12 protein-coding genes and 6 pseudogenes are annotated in these 18,077 nt (G+C 41.6%); 10 read left to right on the top strand and 8 right to left on the bottom strand.

Annotation, left to right across the window (positions count from 1 at the left end; genetic code table 11):
* The first annotated feature begins 456 nt into the window (after positions 1-456).
* Together VL20_RS17545 and VL20_RS17540 are read left to right on the top strand one after the other, a co-directional pair.
* Entirely contained in the window at positions 457-714 is a 258-nt protein-coding gene (locus tag VL20_RS17545; protein WP_052277274.1) for a hypothetical protein, read from the top strand.
* Positions 715-729: 15 nt separating this feature from the next.
* Entirely contained in the window at positions 730-1,887 is a 1,158-nt protein-coding gene (locus tag VL20_RS17540) for a glycosyltransferase WbsX family protein (RefSeq protein WP_052277273.1), read from the top strand.
* On the opposite strand, the pseudogene VL20_RS29260 reads toward VL20_RS17540, so the two are convergent.
* A pseudogene (locus VL20_RS29260) lies at positions 1,885-2,387 on the bottom strand (ISNCY family transposase); the annotation flags it as partial. The gene VL20_RS17540 and the pseudogene VL20_RS29260 sit on opposite strands and share 3 nt — an antisense overlap.
* Positions 2,388-2,850: 463 nt before the next feature.
* Positions 2,851-3,606, bottom strand: a complete 756-nt coding sequence (locus VL20_RS17535) for an amino acid ABC transporter ATP-binding protein (RefSeq protein ID WP_052277272.1) — start codon at positions 3,604-3,606, stop codon at positions 2,851-2,853.
* Between the two features lie 198 nt (positions 3,607-3,804).
* Between VL20_RS17535 and VL20_RS17530 the strand changes: the two genes are divergently transcribed.
* Together VL20_RS17530 and VL20_RS17525 are read left to right on the top strand one after the other, a co-directional pair.
* Positions 3,805-5,316 (top strand): ABC transporter permease subunit, encoded by a 1,512-nt coding sequence (locus VL20_RS17530; protein ID WP_052277271.1) that lies wholly within the window; start codon positions 3,805-3,807, stop codon positions 5,314-5,316.
* Between the two features lie 277 nt (positions 5,317-5,593).
* A complete protein-coding gene (locus tag VL20_RS17525) occupies positions 5,594-6,685 on the top strand; it encodes an ISAs1 family transposase (protein WP_128575398.1) in 1,092 nt (363 codons plus the stop codon).
* A gap of 817 nt (positions 6,686-7,502) precedes the next feature.
* Here VL20_RS17525 and VL20_RS17520 read toward each other — a convergent pair.
* Together VL20_RS17520 and VL20_RS17515 are read right to left on the bottom strand one after the other, a co-directional pair.
* Positions 7,503-8,717, bottom strand: a pseudogene (locus VL20_RS17520) (ISL3 family transposase).
* 181 nt (positions 8,718-8,898) lie between these two features.
* Positions 8,899-9,906: pseudogene (locus VL20_RS17515) on the bottom strand (ISAs1 family transposase); the annotation flags it as partial.
* Positions 9,907-10,395: 489 nt separating this feature from the next.
* Here VL20_RS17515 and VL20_RS29250 point away from each other — a divergent pair.
* Both VL20_RS29250 and VL20_RS17500 read left to right on the top strand, forming a co-directional pair.
* Positions 10,396-11,185 (top strand): annotated as a pseudogene (locus tag VL20_RS29250) (IS1 family transposase).
* Positions 11,160-11,864 (top strand): annotated as a pseudogene (locus VL20_RS17500) (RNA-guided endonuclease InsQ/TnpB family protein); the annotation flags it as partial. The pseudogenes VL20_RS29250 and VL20_RS17500, both read left to right, overlap by 26 nt.
* Before the next feature lie 150 nt (positions 11,865-12,014).
* On the opposite strand, the gene VL20_RS17495 reads toward VL20_RS17500, so the two are convergent.
* Complete coding sequence (locus tag VL20_RS17495) at positions 12,015-12,686, bottom strand: PEP-CTERM sorting domain-containing protein (protein ID WP_052277269.1); 672 nt, start codon at positions 12,684-12,686, stop codon at positions 12,015-12,017.
* A gap of 1,190 nt (positions 12,687-13,876) precedes the next feature.
* Positions 13,877-13,999 carry a zinc ribbon domain-containing protein gene (locus VL20_RS33820; RefSeq protein ID WP_369800412.1) on the bottom strand — a complete coding sequence of 41 codons (123 nt, stop codon included), beginning with the start codon at positions 13,997-13,999 and terminating at the stop codon, positions 13,877-13,879.
* Between the two features lie 51 nt (positions 14,000-14,050).
* Between VL20_RS33820 and VL20_RS32925 the strand changes: the two genes are divergently transcribed.
* Entirely contained in the window at positions 14,051-14,230 is a 180-nt protein-coding gene (locus VL20_RS32925) for a hypothetical protein (RefSeq protein ID WP_072927484.1), read from the top strand.
* Positions 14,231-14,270: 40 nt separating this feature from the next.
* Here VL20_RS32925 and VL20_RS29230 read toward each other — a convergent pair.
* A pseudogene (locus tag VL20_RS29230) lies at positions 14,271-14,699 on the bottom strand (RNA-guided endonuclease TnpB family protein); the annotation flags it as partial.
* A gap of 174 nt (positions 14,700-14,873) precedes the next feature.
* Positions 14,874-15,281, bottom strand: a complete 408-nt coding sequence (locus VL20_RS17490; protein WP_002756869.1) for a hypothetical protein — start codon at positions 15,279-15,281, stop codon at positions 14,874-14,876.
* A gap of 48 nt (positions 15,282-15,329) precedes the next feature.
* Here VL20_RS17490 and VL20_RS17485 point away from each other — a divergent pair, with 48 nt between their 5' ends.
* The 3 genes from VL20_RS17485 (at position 15,330) to folE (ending at position 18,049) form a co-directional block, all read left to right on the top strand.
* Positions 15,330-16,235 carry a hypothetical protein gene (locus tag VL20_RS17485; RefSeq protein ID WP_052277268.1) on the top strand — a complete coding sequence of 302 codons (906 nt, stop codon included), beginning with the start codon at positions 15,330-15,332 and terminating at the stop codon, positions 16,233-16,235.
* A gap of 337 nt (positions 16,236-16,572) precedes the next feature.
* The gene (locus tag VL20_RS17480) at positions 16,573-17,301 is read left to right on the top strand and encodes an SDR family oxidoreductase (protein ID WP_052277267.1); all 729 of its coding nucleotides are present in this window, start codon (positions 16,573-16,575) and stop codon (positions 17,299-17,301) included.
* A gap of 49 nt (positions 17,302-17,350) precedes the next feature.
* Positions 17,351-18,049 (top strand): GTP cyclohydrolase I FolE, encoded by a 699-nt coding sequence (gene folE / locus VL20_RS17475; protein ID WP_002738197.1) that lies wholly within the window; start codon positions 17,351-17,353, stop codon positions 18,047-18,049.
* Positions 18,050-18,077 lie beyond the last annotated feature (28 nt).

Below are 18,077 nucleotides of genomic sequence, written 5' to 3'. Positions count from 1 at the left end.
CTAGTCGGGTTCGCCGAGGTTATGGGGCGGAAAACTTGGGGCGGCTACGCCGTATAGATTGTGAATTTATTGAGCCTGAAGATGAAACGCAGTCTTGGCCAGCATGGATGATAATTTCATGGTAAAAATCCTAGCAGAGGCGTGAGGTTGACTTAAAGGTGAAGTAGATGTTAGGCTTATAATTAATCAATAGTTTCCCAGAATGAACGGGCTGGAGAGATGTAGTCAAAAAACTGGAATTATGGAGCTTTGTTCAATTCAAAGGCTAAGTCAGTCATCAAATTTTAGACCAACTCCTCAGAATTATACAGTTCATTCAATATGGTGTTACCTTGGTATCTATAGCGGTTTTCACCTTAGATGTCGGCAGGATGCCCCCGTTAGACCCGTAGGGTTAGCCGGAGAGGAATGTTGGCCAGTATAAAACGTGCGTAGCGCATCAACGCTAAATATGTTATGCTTCATCGTGGTGAGTTTTCTGCAACCGTGGAACAAGTCCTGACTCTAGTAGTAAAGCTTCAAGTGGGTAGCGAACAGCAACAATTGTTGTCCGATACCTGTTCGGATTTTGCGTCGGCTTGTAGCTGGATTAACGAGAACGTCAATCCCCGGCTGATTAACCGGAACTCGATTCAAACAGAGCAAACTTCAACTGTTATTACCCCCCAATGTCCAGGGAATCTAACCAAAAAGGTTCAACCTTCTACAGTCTAATAAAAACTTTTAATTATGAGTATCAGTCAATCTAGTTTACCTTGTAGTATTAAAGCTAGACTTATTGCTTTTTACTTGCCTCAATTTCACCCTATTCCAGAAAATGATCAGTGGTGGGGTAAAGGTTTTACAGAATGGACAAATGTAGGTAAGGCTAAACCTTTATTTCCCGGTCACGATCAACCTCGTGTTCCTGCTGATTTAGGTTATTATGATTTGCGTGTTCAAGAAACTCGTATTGCTCAAGCAGAATTAGCTCAAAAATATGGAGTTGAAGCATTTTGTTATTGGCATTATTGGTTTGGTGGTGGCCGCCGTTTATTAGAAAAGCCTTTTAATGAAGTTTTGCAGGATAAAGAACCAAATTTCCCTTTCTGTCTAGCTTGGGCTAACCAAACTTGGAGTGGCATTTGGCATGGTTCTCCGGATAAAGTTCTGATTCGTCAAACCTATCCTGGTATCGAAGATTATCAAAATCATTTCTATGCACTTCTGGAGGCTTTTGGCGATCATCGTTATCTTACTGTTGAGGGAAAACCTCTCTTTGTGGTTTATTCTCCCCTTGCTTTGCCAATACCAAGAGAATTCACCGATTGTTGGCGAGATTTAGCTGCTCAATCTGGGCTGAAAGGGCTATATATAGTTGGGATGACTAAAGATCCTTCCTGGAATCCTGAAGCCAATGGATTTGATGCTTCTACCATTCCCAATCCAGATTATCTTTTTAGTGAACGTAGTATTAGAATAAGTCTTAAAAGAACTTTGCCTGAAAAAATATATAAGAAAGCTTTAAAATTACTCAATAAAGAGTTACATGATCAAAAATATCCCAAGCTACCTACGCTATTTTCCTATGAAAAAGCTATCGAATGTGCCTTCATTAAAAATAATTTAGAGTTTGAAAATTATCCTTGCATATTTCCCAATTGGGATAACTCGCCAAGAAGCGGAGTGAATGGTAGAGTGTTCCTTGATTCAACGCCAGAATTATTTAGGCTTCATCTCTTAGATGCTTTAAAACAAGTTGCTTCTAAAAGTCATGAAAAAAGAATTATTTTTATAAAAGCTTGGAATGAATGGGCAGAGGGCAATTATTTAGAACCCGATCAAAAATGGGGAAAAGCTTATTTAGAAGTCATTAAAGACGAAGTATTTTCTAAGGAAGGCCTATAAATAGCAACCAATAATTTCCCTTGTCTTTCTATCAATTAACCGCCAAATATAAACCTTTATCGTCTTAGAAAAAACAAAGAACCACATCTCATCACATTCTATAACCAATTTACCTTTTGGTTTGTCCGAAACCTTTATTTAACGGGGGACAGCCGCCAGTTTATTGTTGACATAATTTTGTTACCATGACCAATTTACCCCTGTTACTCTAGCAATTCCTCGTCAGGAAATTCGTTCGAGCAAGAGTTGATCAATTAATTGTTTGGTTTCGTTAGAGACAGTTTTATTAGTGGGATTGATCACAAACGGTTGACCACATTCTTTACCTTGACGTTTGGGTTTTCCATTATGAATAGAATCATTCTTGATAGTATGGTGAGAACCACAACGCTTGACAGGGGAATAGAGGTGAACTAGGGGGGGGTATTTTGTTCGGTGCTAGACTGATATTTGAGTAAGCCAGACAGGAGCCAGAAAAAGATATTTATCAGAAAAGTCATGAGCAAGCTAGAGGTTTAAAGACTGATCGGGTTCCAATTATTTTTATTCATAAATATTTTACACAATTCATACCAGGGAAGCAAGAGGGCTACGGCACTACTACCAAATCATTACCAAAAACCTTGCATTATCCTTCTTATAGTATATAAACTGGTACAAAAAAAGAGGGCAACAAAGCCTGAAACGACCGACGACCGGCTACTGACGACCGACTCCTACCCCCACGAAAAACTTTTTGCCGCAAACCCTATTTATTTCAAAATGAGAATTGCTGGGAGCCGGATACGGCGAAAGTCGTAAGTCCGGTTTTGAAGCGGGGGGTGGGAAGGCGACTTCCTGCTCTACTGTAACGGGAGAAGGGGAGATGGGAGAATAAATAAAAATAGTCGACCGTCTCCTGTCGACCGTCTCCTGTCGACCGTCTCCTATCGACCGTCTCCTATCTCCTGAATTGAGCAAACCCTAATTACTATTGATGCGACTTAAAAAGGCTTGTAAGCGCTCGCTGTGGGGATTATTAAAGAAGGTGTCGGGATCACCTGCTTCTTCGATGACACCTTGATTAAAGAACAAAACCTTGTTAGAGACCTCCTTAGCGAACTGCATTTCGTGGGTGACGACTACCATAGTCATCCCCTCATCGGCCAATTGACGCATAACGTTTAACACTTCCCCGACTAATTCCGGATCCAGGGCCGAAGTGGGTTCATCAAATAAAATCACCTCTGGTTTCATGCAGAGACTGCGAGCGATCGCCACCCGTTGTTTTTGGCCTCCCGATAATTGGTCGGGATAAACATCGGCTTTTGGGGCCAAACCCACCTTTTCCAGATAATGAATTGCCGTATCCTTAGCCTCATTTTCCGAGTGGTGTAACACTTGCTTGGGGGCCAACATCAAGTTTTGTAAAACGGTGAGATGGGGAAAAAGATTGAAGTGTTGAAACACCATACTTACCCGGCTGCGTAAATTGCGGAGGACTGATTGATTTAACTTCGGGGAAGAGATGTCAATTCCCATCACCTCCAAGCGGCCACCGTTAATTGTTTCCAAACGATTGAGACAGCGTAAAAAGGTACTTTTGCCGCAGCCAGAGGGACCGATTACCGATACCACGTCCCCTTGATAAAGAGTGCCTGTAACTCCTTTAAGTACCTCTAAAGAGCCGTAACTTTTGCGTAAACCTTCACTAACAATCACAGGGGTGGTAGTGGTCATGATGTCCTCTCGTAAAAAATTTTACATTCTGTATAAAGGTATCGAGATTAGTTTCTGCTAGATTGTATCCTTGACGACATTTTATCAAGAGGAATAATCATAATACTCAAATAGTCTCTCTACATCTGTCTTAGGTGAGGAGTAAGACCAAATCCTTAACTTAATTGAGTAAAAAAATCAAGGAGAAACAATTAAAAAATGATTAAATTTTGGCGAGGGCGGGCGGTGCAGAGAGTCATCTTTGCCTTGTTAGGATTAGTCTTGGCGCTCGGATTAACTGTTATTCCCGCTTTTTCTCAGACTCCTCCTAATCCTTTTCGAGTCGCCACAGAAGCGACTTTTCCACCCTTTGAATTTCAACAAGGGGGACAATTAACCGGGTTTGATATCGATTTAATGCGGGCAATTGGCAAGGAAGCTGATCTCAACATTGACTTTAGAAATTTACCCTTTGATGGTATTATTCCGGCCCTACAAGCAAGAACAGTGGAAGCCGCTATTAGTGGCATGACAATCACCGCCGAACGCGCCCAAGCGATTTCTTTTTCTCGACCTTATTTTAGGGCTGGTTTAGCGATCGCTGTTCGGGAAGATAATAAGACGATTAGAAATTTTGAAGACTTAAAAGGCAAAAAAATTGCCGTCCAAATTGGCACTACGGGAGCCTTAGAAGCGACAAAAATACCGGGGGCAACAGTTAGTCAATTTGACTCGGCGGCTTTAGCTTTGCAGGAATTAATTAATGGTCGAGTTGAGGCGGTAGTTAACGATAAACCCGTGACTTTGTATGCAATTAAACAAGCGGGTTTACGGGGAGTAAAAGTAGTCGGAGAATTATTAACGGAGGAATTCTACGGGATTGCTTTACCCAAAAATTCCCCCTATCTCCAATTAATTAATGATGCTCTCGGTCGAGTTATAGAAAGTGGTCAGTACGATGTTATTTTTCGGGAATGGTTTGGAGAAAAACCGCCGGTCTTACCCTTAGTTGCCCCAGCTTTAAAGAATTTACAGGAATCGAGGTTTAACTGGGGAGAATTATTCTATAACCTGATTGTGAAAGGGGTTCCCTGGACAATTCTGTTAACGGTTCTGTCTTTTCTTTTCGGGTTAATCGGTGGAACTTTAGTGGCTATTGCCCTGATTTCTCCCTACAAATGGTTAAAAATAATTTGCCGCATATATGTGGATTTCTTTCGGGGAACACCGATGCTGGTGCAATTATTCTTGATCTATTTTGGTTTGCCCGGGTTGTTCCGAGAAATTGGCTTAAATATCGACTTAGATCGTTTACCGGCGGCCCTATTTGCCCTAAGTTTAAATGTGGCGGCCTATTTAGCTGAAATTATGCGCGGCGGTATTCAATCGATCGATAATGGTCAATGGGAAGCTTGTTCTAGTTTAGGAATGTCCCCAGTGCAAACCATGCGCGAGGTGATTTTTCCCCAAGCTTTTCGCCGGATGTTGCCACCCTTGGGGAATGAATTTATTACCCTAATTAAAGATACCAGTTTAGCGGCAGTAATCGGTTTTGAAGAATTATTCCGGCAAGGTCAATTAATGGTAGCCACTACCTATAAAGCTTTCGAGATTTATATCGCTGTTGCTTTAGTTTATTTGGTTTTAACTACCCTTTCCTCTGTGGTATTTAAGCGCTTAGAGATTTATATGGATCCCCTACATAAATCTAAACAGGAACAGAAAGCTTAGGGGCAACAGATGGGAACTGTTAACGGAGGCAGGAGGCAGGAGGCAGGAGGTAGGAGGCAGGAGGTAGTTAAGTAGGTAGGCGTTAAAAATTATCAGACACCCCCCTTATCAAGGGGGATCCCCCCGCCTATCGGCACCCCCCTTATCAAGGGGGATCCCCCCGCCTATCGGCACCCCCCTTATCAAGTAGGGCTGTTTCATTCTCCCATCAGAATATCAAAAGTAAAAGCGATCACTATCAGGTAAAATGAGAAGTGACCGCCAACTTTTTAAATATATGTTGAGCTTAATAGAAAAACTAAAACAAGTCAAGGACTTTCGGAAAGATAAAGGAAAAAGACACCCTTTATGGATAGTATTAGTAGTAATAATACTAGGAACAATGCTAGGATACTCAGGTTATAGAGAACTAGGAGAGTTTGCTAAAAATAATCGGCACAGGCTGAGTAAAGAATTTAACATAATTCCAGAAAGAGTCCCATCCTATTCAACAATTAGAAGGGTAATGATGGGAGTTGACTGGCAGAGTTTGTTAAAAATGTTTAATGAATGGGCATTACAAGAATATGGACAAAGAGATGATATAAATTGGCTAGGCATAGATGGAAAAAGTCTCAAAAACACCCTAAAGAATCCTAACAATGAACAACAAAATTTTATCATGTTTATCTCATTGTTTAGTCAAGAAAGTGGCTTGGTATTACACTTAAAAAGAATCGAAAACAAAAAAGGGTCTGAAATCGACGAAGGGCAAGCTATAATTGAGGATTGCTCTCTCCAAAATAAAGTTTTTACTGGGGATGCTTTACACTGTCAGAAGAAAACAATCAGCTTAATAGCCAAGACTAAAAATGACTATGTTATCACCGTTAAAGGAAATCAGAAAAATCTTTATCAGCGAATACAAGACCTGAGTAATTCCTCAAAGCCAGAAAGTTTTTTTCTTGAACAAGATAATAGTCATGGACGAAAAATATCAAGAAAAATAGAAGTTTTTAAAGTGAGGAAAAATGAAAGAAAAGGGTTTGAAAATCTGCGAAGAGTTATTAAAGTAGAAAGAAGGGGTAGTCGCGGGGATAAAACCTATGAAGAAACAGCTTACTATATCAGTAGCCTAACCGAATCCGCCGAAGTATTTGCTAAAATTATTCGAGGACACTGGAAAATAGAAAATCAGTTACATTGGGTAAAAGATGTAATTTTTGAGGAAGATAAAAGCGAAATTAGTGATTTTCAAGCGGCCAGCAATTGGTCAATTCTCACAACCATAGGATTGAATCTTTTCAGAGGTTTGGGTTTTCTCTCAATCACAGAGGGACAGAGGTGGTTAGCTGAACGTTGGGAAAAACTGATAGTTTTATCGACGTAAGAAGCAGAAAAATTAGCTAAATTAACAGGATGTACTCTCAGAAAATTTGAAGAGAGATAGGCTTTTAGTGGCTTGGGAACAAGCTTTATCAATTTATTCATAATAAATTTGGCAGAGGATTAAAGATTAGTTATTGTGACTAACTATTTTGATTAGAAAAAGATAAACTTGAGAATCTTCAGTCAAATTTATTGACTCAAAATTAGCTGTACTTAATTTAAATGAATCAACCCTACCCTTATCAAGGGGGATCCCCCCGCCTATCGGCACCCCCTTATCAAGGGGGATCCCCCCGCCTATCGGCACCCCCCTTATCAAGGGGGATCCCCCCGCCTATCGGCACCCCCCTTATCAAGGGGGATCCCCCCGCCTATCGGCACCCCCCTTATCAAGGGGGATCCCCCGCCTATCGGCACCCCCCTTATCAAGGGGGGCAGGGGGGATCGGCACCCCCCCTTATCAAGTAGGGCTGTTTCATTTAAATTAAGTATAGCTGATTTTGAGTCAATAAATTTGACCGAAGATTCTCAAGTTTATCTTTTTCTAACCAAAAGAGTTAGTCACAATAACTAATCTTTAATCCTCTGCCAAATTTATTATGAATAAATTGATAAAGCTTGTTCCCAAGCCACTAAAAGCCTATCTCTCTTGAAATTGTCCGAGAGTACATCCTGTTAACTTAGCTAATTTTTCTGCTTCTTACGTCGATAAAACTATCAGTTTTTCCCAACGTTCAGCTAACCACCTCTGTCCCTCTGTTATTGAGAGAAAACCCAAACCTCTGAAAAGATGGCTCTTCGTTACTCTTTATGCTAAATCAACATACAAGATGCCAAGATAACATACTTCTAACCCAAAAATTACGAAAGTTTCTCAAGCCATAGGCTCTCCGTTTTATTAGTTTAAGTTTATTGTTGATTCCCTCGACCACCCCATTCGTTGTCCTTCGCTCGAAATAACTAATTATTTCTCCAAACCAGTTTCGGATTGTTTGACAACTCTTGGTAAAAACACTGGAGGATTTTGCCAACCATTCTGAGATAGATAGCATTCCCTCTGTCGAATTCTCTGAGGTTTCATAAATCTTTCTAAATTCTTCCTTTAATTCCTGCATCTTTTTCAAATTTGGGAATTTTTCTTTGATAGCTTCTAGTTTGATTTTTTGAGTTTCCGTTAAATCTTCTTCATTTTTTAACAGACTATATTTACTTCGCTTTAAAACTTCTAGCTTTGCTTCTTTTTACGCTTTCTGTTTTTTATTTTTCTGCGCTTCTACCGCTCTTTTTTCTGCTTTTCTCTGTTCGTCTAACTCTTGATTAATTTGTTTCATTACATGAAATCTATCGGCGACTACCTCGGCCGATGGCATCAATTCTTTCACCAAATTTTTATAGGGCAACCAAAGGTCTATGCTGACTTCTTCAATTTGCTCTAACACCTCTTTTCCCCACCCTGTAAGCGTTTCCCTCAATTCTTCTTGTGTTCGCTTCTCTAGAATAGCTATTAGTTTTCCCGTATCTAAATTTACTAAAACTGCACAGTAATTTTTTTGTCCTTTGACTAGAGCGATTTCGTCAATTCCTAGCCTTTTTAATTTCGATAGGTCTGTCTCTGTAATTTCTTCAGCTATGTCCTCTATCATTCTTTGAATCTCTTCTTCCGTTACGTCATTTCTTCGGCTAAAATTTAAAATATCTCCTGATTTTAATTGTTCGAGTATATTCTCGGCTAGTCTTTTCGTATAGGTTCGTTTCTTGGCGACAAAATCTAACTCTTCGCTAAAGGGTTTTCGACAATTATCGCACTTAAATTGACGACGATTAACTTGTAGGTACACTGGTTGTCCTGAAATTGGTAAATCTTTGACTAAATGTCGATGATTTTGGTGTAGTTTATCGCTCTCTAACCCACAACGAGGACAGGTTGCTTTTTGATTTTTCGATTCGATTCGTCAAACTATACCGATATTTTCTAGGTGTCGATAGCCTTGAATAGACGTTCCTTGTAGGTTCAAAAATTTGTCAAGTATCATAAGTAAAATACTCTGGTTTTTGGCTATTATATCAAATCTTAACTCAATTGTCTATCTTTTGGCATTAACCTGTTTGTACCTTAAGTTTTTCCCTGTATGGGTTTCAGCTACTTTTAGGCGTAGGCAGTCTCATCGAATTTTATTTTAAGTTAATTATTTGCATAACAGTTACCGAAGAGCCGAAAAGATTCAATCCTATAGTTGTGAGAATTGACCAATTGCTGGCCGCTTGAAAATCACTTATCTCGCTTTTATCTTCCTCAAAAATTACATCTTTTACCCAATGTAACTGATTTTCTATTTTCCAATGTCCTCGAATAATTTTAGCAAATACTTGAGCGGATTCAGTTAGGCTACTGATATAGTAAGCTGTTTCTTCATAGGTTTTATCCCTGCGACTACCCCTTCTTTCTACTTTAATAACTCTTCGCAGATTTTCAAACCCCTGTCTTTCATCTTTCCTCACTTTAAAAACTTCTATTTTTCTTGATATTTTTCGTCCATGACTATTATCTTGTTCGAGAAAGCAACTTTCTGGCTTTGAGGAATTACTCAGGTCTTGTATTCGCTGATCAAGATTTTTCTGATTTCCTTTAACGGTGATAACATAATCATTTTTAGTCTTGGCTATTAAGCTGATTGTTTTTTTCTGACAGTGTAAAGCATCCCCGGTAAAAACTTTATTTTGGAGAGAGCAATCCTCAATTATAGCTTGACCTTCGTTGATTTCAGACCCTTTTTTGTTTTCGATTCTTTTTAAGTGTAATACTAAGCCACTTTCTTGACTAAACAATGAGACAAACATGATAAAATTTTGTTGTTCATTATTAGGATTCTTTAGGGTGTTTTTGAGACTTTTTCCATCCATCCCTAGCCAATTTATGTCATCTCTTTGTCCATATTCTTCTAATGCCCATTCATTAAACATTTTTAACAAACTCTGCCAGTCAACTCCCATCATTACCCTTCTAATTGTTGAATAGGACGGGACTCTTTCTGGAATTATGTTAAATTCTTGACTGAGCCTGTGCCGATTATTTTTAGCAAACTCTCCTAGTTCTCTCTAACCTGAGTATCCTAGCATTGTTCCCAGTATTATTACTACTAATACTATCCATAAAGGGTGTCTTTTTCCTTGATCTTTCCGAAAGTCCTTGACTTGTTTTAGTTTTTCTATTAAGCTCAACATATCTTTCAAAAGTTCGCGTTCACTTCTCATTTTACAAAGACAGTGATCGCTTTTACTTTTGATATTCTGATGGGAGAATGAAACAGCCCTACCCTTATCAAGGGGGACAGGGGGAATCGAACCTAAAATCTATTTTTAATTTAATTATAACCAGCTACTTATACCAAATTTCAAAAACTATGGCATACTTATAGAAAAGATGATTAAGTGGATAAATTAGCGATGCCAGTCGTACCCAAAATTGATATTGTTGAGTCAGTAGAAGATTTAAAAGAATTAATGAAACAACAAAAAAGTCTGGGTAATTATTCGGTAGTAGTGGCGTAGCTCTCTTGCTTACCTGGTATGAATTGTGTAAAATATTTATTAATAAAAATAATTGGAACCCGCTCAGTCTTTAAACCTCTAGCTTGCTCATGACTTTTCTGATAAATATCTTTTTCTGGCTCCTGTCTGGCTTACTCAAATATCAGTCTAGCACCGAACAAAATACCCCCTTCACCTCCGTTCCCCTGTCCTAATTGTGGTTCTCACCATAGGATCAAGAATGGTTCTATTCATAATGGAAAACCCAAACGTCAAGGTAAAGAATGTGGTCGTCAGTTTGTGAGCAATCCCACTAATAAAACCGTCTCTGACGAAACCAAACAATTAATTGACAAACTCTTACTCGAACGAATTTCCTGACGAGGAATTGCCAGAGTAACAGGGGTAAGTTGGTCATGGTAACAAAACTATGTCAACAATAAACTGGCAGCTGTCCCCCGTCAAATAAAGGTTTCGGACAAACCAAAAGGTAAATTGGTTAGAGAATGTGATGAGATGTGGTCTTTGGTTTTTTCTAAGATAATAAAGGTTTATATTTGGCGGTTAATTGATAGAAAGACAAGGGAAATTATTGGTTGCTATGCGCGGAGATAGGAGTCGTCAATCAGCCAAAAAACTTTGGGGCCAGTTTACCCGGTGTTTACCGACAATGTGCGGTTGCTTACACAGACTTTTGGGAGTCCTATAAGACAGTAATTCCTAGTAAACGTCATCGACCGGTCGGAAAAGAAACTGGTCAAACTAATCCTATTGAAAGATTAAATAATACCTTTCGACAAAGGATTTCTCGGCTGGTGAGAGAGAGTCTATCTTTCTCTAAAAAAATGGAGAATCACGTTGGGGAACCCTTTGGTATTTTATCCATGACTACAATGCACAGCAAAGCAAAGGATTAAGCCGCCATCACTACTACCGAATCACCACCGGAGTTTTATACCGATGCTCAAGGTAATACTGTAGAGAATCCACGTTATTTAAGCAAGTCAGAAAAACGACTTAAAAAAGCACAAAGGAGATTATCAAAACGATTTCGTCAAGGAAAGAAACAGTCTAAAAACTATCACAAGCAACGGATAAAAGTAGCTAAACTTCACTTGAAAGTATCAAGACAACGTAAAGACAAAGCAATTAAAGACGCTTTGGCGTTAGTCCAGTCTAATGATCTGGTAGTCTATGAAGCTTTAAAGGTAAGAAACTTAGTCAAAAACCGTAAGCTTGCCAAGTCAATTTCCGATGCTTCTTGGTATCAATTCACCGAATGGTTGAATTATCTTGCTAAGATTTATCGGATTGTCTGTGTTGCTGTACCACCGCATTTGACTTCTCAAGATTGTTCAGTTTGTGGGACGAGAGTTCAAAAAACCTTAAGCACTAGAACTCATCAATGTCCTAATTGTCAAACAGTCTTAGATAGGGATCATAATGCAGCAATAAATATTCTTAAAAAAGGGTTACAATATTTGGGAAATCATCTCAACGGTACTGTTGGGCAAACAGAAACCGACCCAAACGCCTTGGGAGAGTCCAGTCTCTGGATTTTCAGTGGAGACATTGAGAATCCAAGCTGTCTCGTTGAACAAGGAATTTCTAACAGCGATGTGGAAAGAATCCCCCGTCACAGCGTAGCTTGACGGTGGGAGTATGTCAAGGCAATATGCAGAGCTTGATTTTTTCCCCAAAAACAAGGGATTGCCTAACGCACCCTACCCAACTTATCTAGCCACAAAAAAGGCGTTAAGCTTAACCTTAACGCTTGCCTTTGATTTAATTAATGGCAGCGACTAGCTCTTGCGACGAGCGAAAGCACCAACACCGGCAACGGCTAAGATACCCAGGATAGCAGAGGGTTCGGGAATATCTACAGTCACAGAGCTTTTTTGGAGAGATAAATTATAGCTTTCGGAAACCTGACCACCAGTAACGCTTCTGGTGAAGCCGATGCTGAAAGTTCCGAGAAGATCGGGAAAACCATTAGGCTCATCAAAAGTCATGGTGCCAGTTACAGTGTAGGTTGTAGTACCGTCACCACCAATAGTACCGGCAAATGTACCCATAGCCATGCTGCTAGTGATATTACCGATCACAATACCAGAACCCGGACCGTCGGGAGGACCCTGGGTCACAGCTATGTTAATAAAATTAGCTAGAGAAGAAGGAGAACCAAAACTGCTCATCCCACCACTACCAGTGCCAGTTAATGCAAAAGAAGCAGGAGTAGAAACGTCCCCCAGCATCACACCCGCAAATTGACCCGTAGCACCGTTGATTGCGGTGACGTTTAAGGGTTTAAGCATTGGGTTAGCAGTTCCCCACGCGTCGATGTCTGCAGTCCCAGTGATGGATAAAGTACCGGAAATTTGCGCTTGGGCAGCACCGGCAAAGCCGAAAGCGGCAACGCTGCCAGCGATGGCAAGAGCACCAGTGGTTAGTTGTCTAGAGATGTTGGTGATCATTTTAAGTGGTTTGTTACTTTTTATTAGGGCAAAGTACGTACACTACGCACTCTAGTATAGTTATAACCTCGGCCAGATGAAATGTCAAGTTATTGACATCCTCGCCGCCCTAAAAGTGCGGCGATTCCTAAACCTCACGATTTAAGTTTCTGCTTCCACCACCGTCGCATACCACAGTTAAAAAACCATGTACTGTCTTACACAGAGTCCACAGACTTTCGCCCCATTTCAGAAGCCCGATTCCGTGTGTCCCACGGTACGTTGACCGCCTATAGCTTCTTGTACTTGTTGCGCGCGACTTTTTACCCGGCCAAGCTTTTCTGGTCGGAACCCCCTAAGCCGAGTTTTCAAGGTGCTGCGCCGTCCACTTGGGTTTCGAGACTGGCCTTTTAATTCTAACGTAAAGCCAACCTAGAACGGCGGGGTTCCAGACCCAAAATTTCCGATGAAAAGAAAGTGAGATGCTCCCCAGTAGGGTGCGTTAGCGTAACTCACCAAAAACCTTTCTTTGTGGTGCGTTACGGCAATATTCAGAGCTTGATTTTTGCCCTAAAAACAAGGGATTGCCTAACGCACCCTACCCAACTACTAGAAGCATAACGCAATCGCAACAAGGCTCTTCTGGTTTCTGTGTGTAAACGAGGTCTATACTGATAGTTTCTTCTTTCAAAATAGTCCTAAAAGTCTTGCCCAGTAAGCATTTAACCTTACATAAGCAAAAATTATCACACAAAGTCGAGAAGAGCCGCAACAATGCAATCTACTTCGGTTATCGAAAATTTGGGTTAAAACCCCGTCCTTTTAGGACGGCTTTAAGCTACAATGTAAAAAGCGATAACCAAGCTAAAAACTGAACCTTGACAACAGATAGTAGGGGGTTTTGTTCAGAAAAGAATTCAAATTCGGCCTTGAACGAGTAAAACTTTCTAGGAAATAAGGTTGAACATGAGATTTTTTCGACTTGTTCAAAGTGGCCGTCCGGCATCCGGACACTCAAAACGGACGGGTCGAAAGAGTCAGACTTAAGCAATTAAGCGTTTTTCGCTATCTGCGTCAACCCCATTGACGCGACCACCCTAAAAAAGTGGCGTGGTACGGACGGCGATTCCCAAACCTCACGATTTGGGTTTCTGCTTCTTTCCCTTGCGGGGTTCCGCACCTGCCGCCCCAGTTTTACTCTGTTCTGGTCATCAGGTCGCGACCCGGACTGACACCGCAAGCCCTGCGGCCAAAATGTTTTTACTAGCGTTAATATCTCGGTCATGGTGAGTCCCACAGTCTGGACAATCCCACTCTCGAATATTTAACGGCATTTTCAAGGGCAATATACCCGCAATTACTACACCTTTTAGAGCTAGGAAACCATCTATCTAGGGTCTGCTGAAAAAGTTTTTCCTGGTGGCAGGGTGTGGGGTGTGGGGTGTGGGGTGTGGGGTTTTACCCATTTTCACCTGGTCAATTACCTAATTTTCAGGGAAAAAGTCCCGAAATTTTCCCCTCAATCACTGCAAGGGTCGGGACTTTTTGAGGTCAAAAAAGTCTAAAAGCCTTATCCAACAAGGTTTTTAGATTTATTCAGCAAACCCTATCTATTTCGATGTAGTTTCTCCCATACCAACGGCATTTATAGGCTAATTGTCGGGTGATTTCTCCCCAGCTTACATCAGATATTGCCTGAGATAATTTCGGGTTTTTGACCAGATTCTTGACGGCTAAATTCTCAACCACAATAGTTTGGTTTTCCCGAACTAATTGAGTGGTTAGCTTGTGTAAATGGTCTTTTCTGCTATCGGTGATTTGAGCGGGAATTCTGGCTACTTTGATTCTCGCTTTTTCTCGATTCTTTGAGCCTTTTTTCTTCCTAGAAAGGCTTTTTGGGTCTTTTCGCAGTCTCCGATAATGCTTTTAAAAATGCTTAGGATTAGATACTTTGTCGCCATCGCTGGTAATCACGAGGCTACTAATTCCTAAGTCAATTCCAATGGCTTTATCTGTTACTGGTAAGTACCTAAGCAAAATTAATTACACATATCTAACCACCTCTTGCCTTTTGCCTTTTGCCTTTCTTCACTAGGAAATTAATTTTGCACGACTACTTAACAGTAAAGCCAACCTAGAACGACGGGGTTTCAGACCCAAAATTTTCGATGATCATAGACTATAGCAAAACCCCCGGGCTTTTTCCGGTTATTTCACTAAATAGCTGCGCCATTGTGAGGCAACTTCTTCCAGTAAACGCCAAGTTTTACCCTCGATCTGTCTTTGTAAATAAAGATCAAAATTGTTGTGTTGTTTGGTATCTTTTTGATGGGGCAATTGTAGAGTTAGATCGTAATCTCCCTGCAAGTGATAAGCGGGCAAATTGCCCACATAAAGCGGTTCCAGACTGGTGACATTAATTTTAGCAATTTTTACCTGCGGATCATCGATATGTAAAGATTGACTAAGGCGATCGGATGTGTGACGAAATTGTAATAAAAGGGCTTTGGCGACGATTTCTCCGTCGGGGGCAAATTCTTGCGGGGGAGTGACACTACCACAAGCAGTCAGGAAGACAAGGAAAATACTGGTTAAAAAACCGAGAAAACGGCGCATAGAATGATATTTTGAAAAAGAATGGCAGCGGGTTAAGAAGAATTAATTATGACTCAACCAAATGAGCGAGAGAATTTCAGCCAAGCAGAAACGGTGATCCGGCTACAAGAGGCGATCGAGCAGTTAAATTCGATCGTTTCCCAACTTAACACGGGAACGGGGATAGTGTTACCCCCAAAAGTTGCTGTTGATAATCTTCTTAACTCAACGCAACAGTTAGCCGCTGCTTTAAAACCAGACGAATTCGCAGGAGTTGAGCAAAGTTTAACCGCAGATTCTCCAATCGAAGCAGCGGAGGGAATCGACGATATTTTACCAGATTTCGAGCAGGTGGAAGGGTGGTGGACGACGATTTTGAGCAAAATTCGCCGACTTTTACCTGGGGGAATTAGCGAAAAAATTCCCGATTGGTTAATTACCGGCTTGTTAACAGGAAGTTTAGTCACTATCCTATTAGTAGCTGTGGTCAGTTTACCGAAAAATCCGGCGGAAATTGCCGAAAATATGCCTGAAGTTGTCTCTAGTCCTTCCCCGGCAGCCGGGGAAATTATCGAAACTCCCCCAGAATTAATCGCACCAGAGGCACCGATTCCCGTCCCGATTACCAAAGCAAAACCGCGATTAACTCCCGAACAAAGTTTAGTCGCAGCCATTCAAGCGGAAATTACCGATTTAACTACTCGTTATCCCGCCGGGATTATTTCTACCGTAGAAGCGGATTTTTTGGCTAGTCGTCTAGTAGTTATTTTGGGCGATAATTGGTATAGTCTGGAGGCATCACAACAGGATAAATTGGCTAATTCGGTTTTTCAACGTTGCCAAAGTCTTGATTTTCGTCGCTTGGAAATGAAGGATAACGAGGGAATTCTCCTCGCTAGAAGTCCCGTTGTCGGCGATCGAGTGGTAATTGTCAATCGCACTCAACCCACCGCTGCCATCTCCTCCGGTGAGTAGTTTTCAGCGCAGGAGGAGGGAGTTTCAAGGCAGCCTCAAGAATTCTCGCCAACCAGTCCGCTTTTTCCCCTCGCTGGTTAGATATCTGAATATACACAAAGATTAGTGATCCCTGACTTAACAGTGCTATAATTGGCTAGGTAAAATTTTGTAACGATTCTTAAATCTTGAACCTACCCGATAGTCAATGCTTCCCCCCGCCCCAGGTGGACGCGGCAATTTTGGTGCGAGAAAAATTGCTCCGATCCAACCCAACTGCCTTAAACCTTTCTAGGGTTCCCCTAACCGCCAAAATTTTGCCCTAACTACCCGGAATTAAGAGATTTCAGATTATACCATGAACTCTGTTATTCGTCAACAGCGAGCGCTGATCACTGGAGCCAGTAGCGGCATCGGCAAAGAAACCGCCCTCGCTTTCGCCAAGGCGGGAATTAATCTGGTTTTAATCGGTCGCAATCAGCAAAAATTGGCAGCCGTGGCGGCAATGGCGGCAGATTTAGGCGTATCAGCCCAAGCTTACCCCTTAGATTTGGCAGATATACCGGAAGTAGCTTCTAGGATCGCTAAAATCGCCCAAGAATCCGGACCGATCGATATCCTGATCAATAATGCTGGCATGGGTTACACAAATCCCTTAGCTGACACACCTTTGTCAGACTGGCAGCGGGTGATCGACCTGAATTTAACCAGTGTTTACCAGTGTGTGCAGGGGATTTTACCTGCCATGCGTCAACAGGGAGGAGGCACGATTATTAACGTTTCCTCGATCGCCGCCGATAATTTTTTTCCTGATTGGGGGGCCTATAGTGTCAGCAAAGCGGCATTAGTGGCATTTTCTCGCATTTTAGCGATCGAGGAGCGGGTCAACGCCATTCGCGTCACGATTATCACCCCCGGTGCTGTCAATACTCCCATCTGGGACAGCGATAGCGTCAAAGCAGATTTCGATCGCTCGGCCATGTTAACCCCAGATATCATCGCTCAGGCCATTCTGCAAGCGGTGTTACTGCCCAAACAGGCTGTAGTGGAAACGATGACCATTATGCCCAGTGCGGGGGCATTATAACCCAAAATACTTCTATTTATCGATCAATTCGCCTACAGGCCTCTTCATTATGACCATAGCTTCTTCTAACGGTTTAAACGGTAATCTAACCGACGCTATTCAAGCACGCGTGACCACTCGCCCCGATCGCAACACCCACAATGGCAAAACCGCTCAAATTCATCCGACTTCCGACGAAAACAAAGAACAGATGATGGATGCGGTCAGAAATATCCTGATCTCGGTGGGAGAAGATCCCGAAAGAGAAGGTTTATTAAAAACCCCCAAACGGGTGGCCGAAGCGATGCAGTTTCTCACCCAAGGCTATCAACAATCCCTAGAAACCCTCGTTAATGGTGCGATCTTCGATGAAGGTCATAATGAGATGGTGTTAGTGCGCGATATTGACTTCTTTAGTCTCTGTGAACATCATATGTTACCCTTCATGGGGCGGGCCCACGTTGCCTATATTCCTAACCAAAAGGTGGTCGGATTAAGTAAATTGGCCCGCATTGTGGAAATGTATTCCCGTCGTTTACAGGTCCAAGAGCGCCTCACCCGTCAGATTGCCGAAGCGATTCAAGAAATTCTCGACCCCCAAGGGGTTGCGGTAGTCATGGAAGCAACCCATATGTGCATGGTGATGCGCGGGGTGCAGAAACCGGGATCTTGGACTGTCACCAGTGCCATGTTAGGAGTCTTCCAAGACGAGCAGAAAACCCGCGAGGAGTATCTTAACCTGATCCGTCATAAACCTAATTTCTTCTAGTCAGGGAAATGGGGGAATGGGGAAATGA

Source organism: Microcystis panniformis FACHB-1757 (assembly GCF_001264245.1).
GTDB lineage: Bacteria > Cyanobacteriota > Cyanobacteriia > Cyanobacteriales > Microcystaceae > Microcystis > Microcystis panniformis.
The sequence above is the reverse complement of the archived record's forward strand: the minus strand, read 5'-3'. Positions and strand labels throughout refer to the sequence as shown.

Bases quoted from the DNA above. Each gene is read 5' to 3' on its own strand.
- VL20_RS17545 (WP_052277274.1), top strand. From the start codon at position 457: ATGCTTCATCGTGGTGAGTTTTCTGCAACCGTGGAACAAGTCCTGACT.
- VL20_RS17540 (WP_052277273.1), top strand. From the start codon at position 730: ATGAGTATCAGTCAATCTAGTTTACCTTGTAGTATTAAAGCTAGACTT.
- VL20_RS17535 (WP_052277272.1), bottom strand. From the start codon at position 3,606: ATGACCACTACCACCCCTGTGATTGTTAGTGAAGGTTTACGCAAAAGT.
- VL20_RS17530 (WP_052277271.1), top strand. From the start codon at position 3,805: ATGATTAAATTTTGGCGAGGGCGGGCGGTGCAGAGAGTCATCTTTGCC.
- VL20_RS17525 (WP_128575398.1), top strand. From the start codon at position 5,594: ATGTTGAGCTTAATAGAAAAACTAAAACAAGTCAAGGACTTTCGGAAA.
- VL20_RS17495 (WP_052277269.1), bottom strand. From the start codon at position 12,686: ATGATCACCAACATCTCTAGACAACTAACCACTGGTGCTCTTGCCATC.
- VL20_RS33820 (WP_369800412.1), bottom strand. From the start codon at position 13,999: ATGCCGTTAAATATTCGAGAGTGGGATTGTCCAGACTGTGGGACTCAC.
- VL20_RS17490 (WP_002756869.1), bottom strand. From the start codon at position 15,281: ATGCGCCGTTTTCTCGGTTTTTTAACCAGTATTTTCCTTGTCTTCCTG.
- VL20_RS17485 (WP_052277268.1), top strand. From the start codon at position 15,330: ATGACTCAACCAAATGAGCGAGAGAATTTCAGCCAAGCAGAAACGGTG.
- VL20_RS17480 (WP_052277267.1), top strand. From the start codon at position 16,573: ATGAACTCTGTTATTCGTCAACAGCGAGCGCTGATCACTGGAGCCAGT.
- folE (WP_002738197.1), top strand. From the start codon at position 17,351: ATGACCATAGCTTCTTCTAACGGTTTAAACGGTAATCTAACCGACGCT.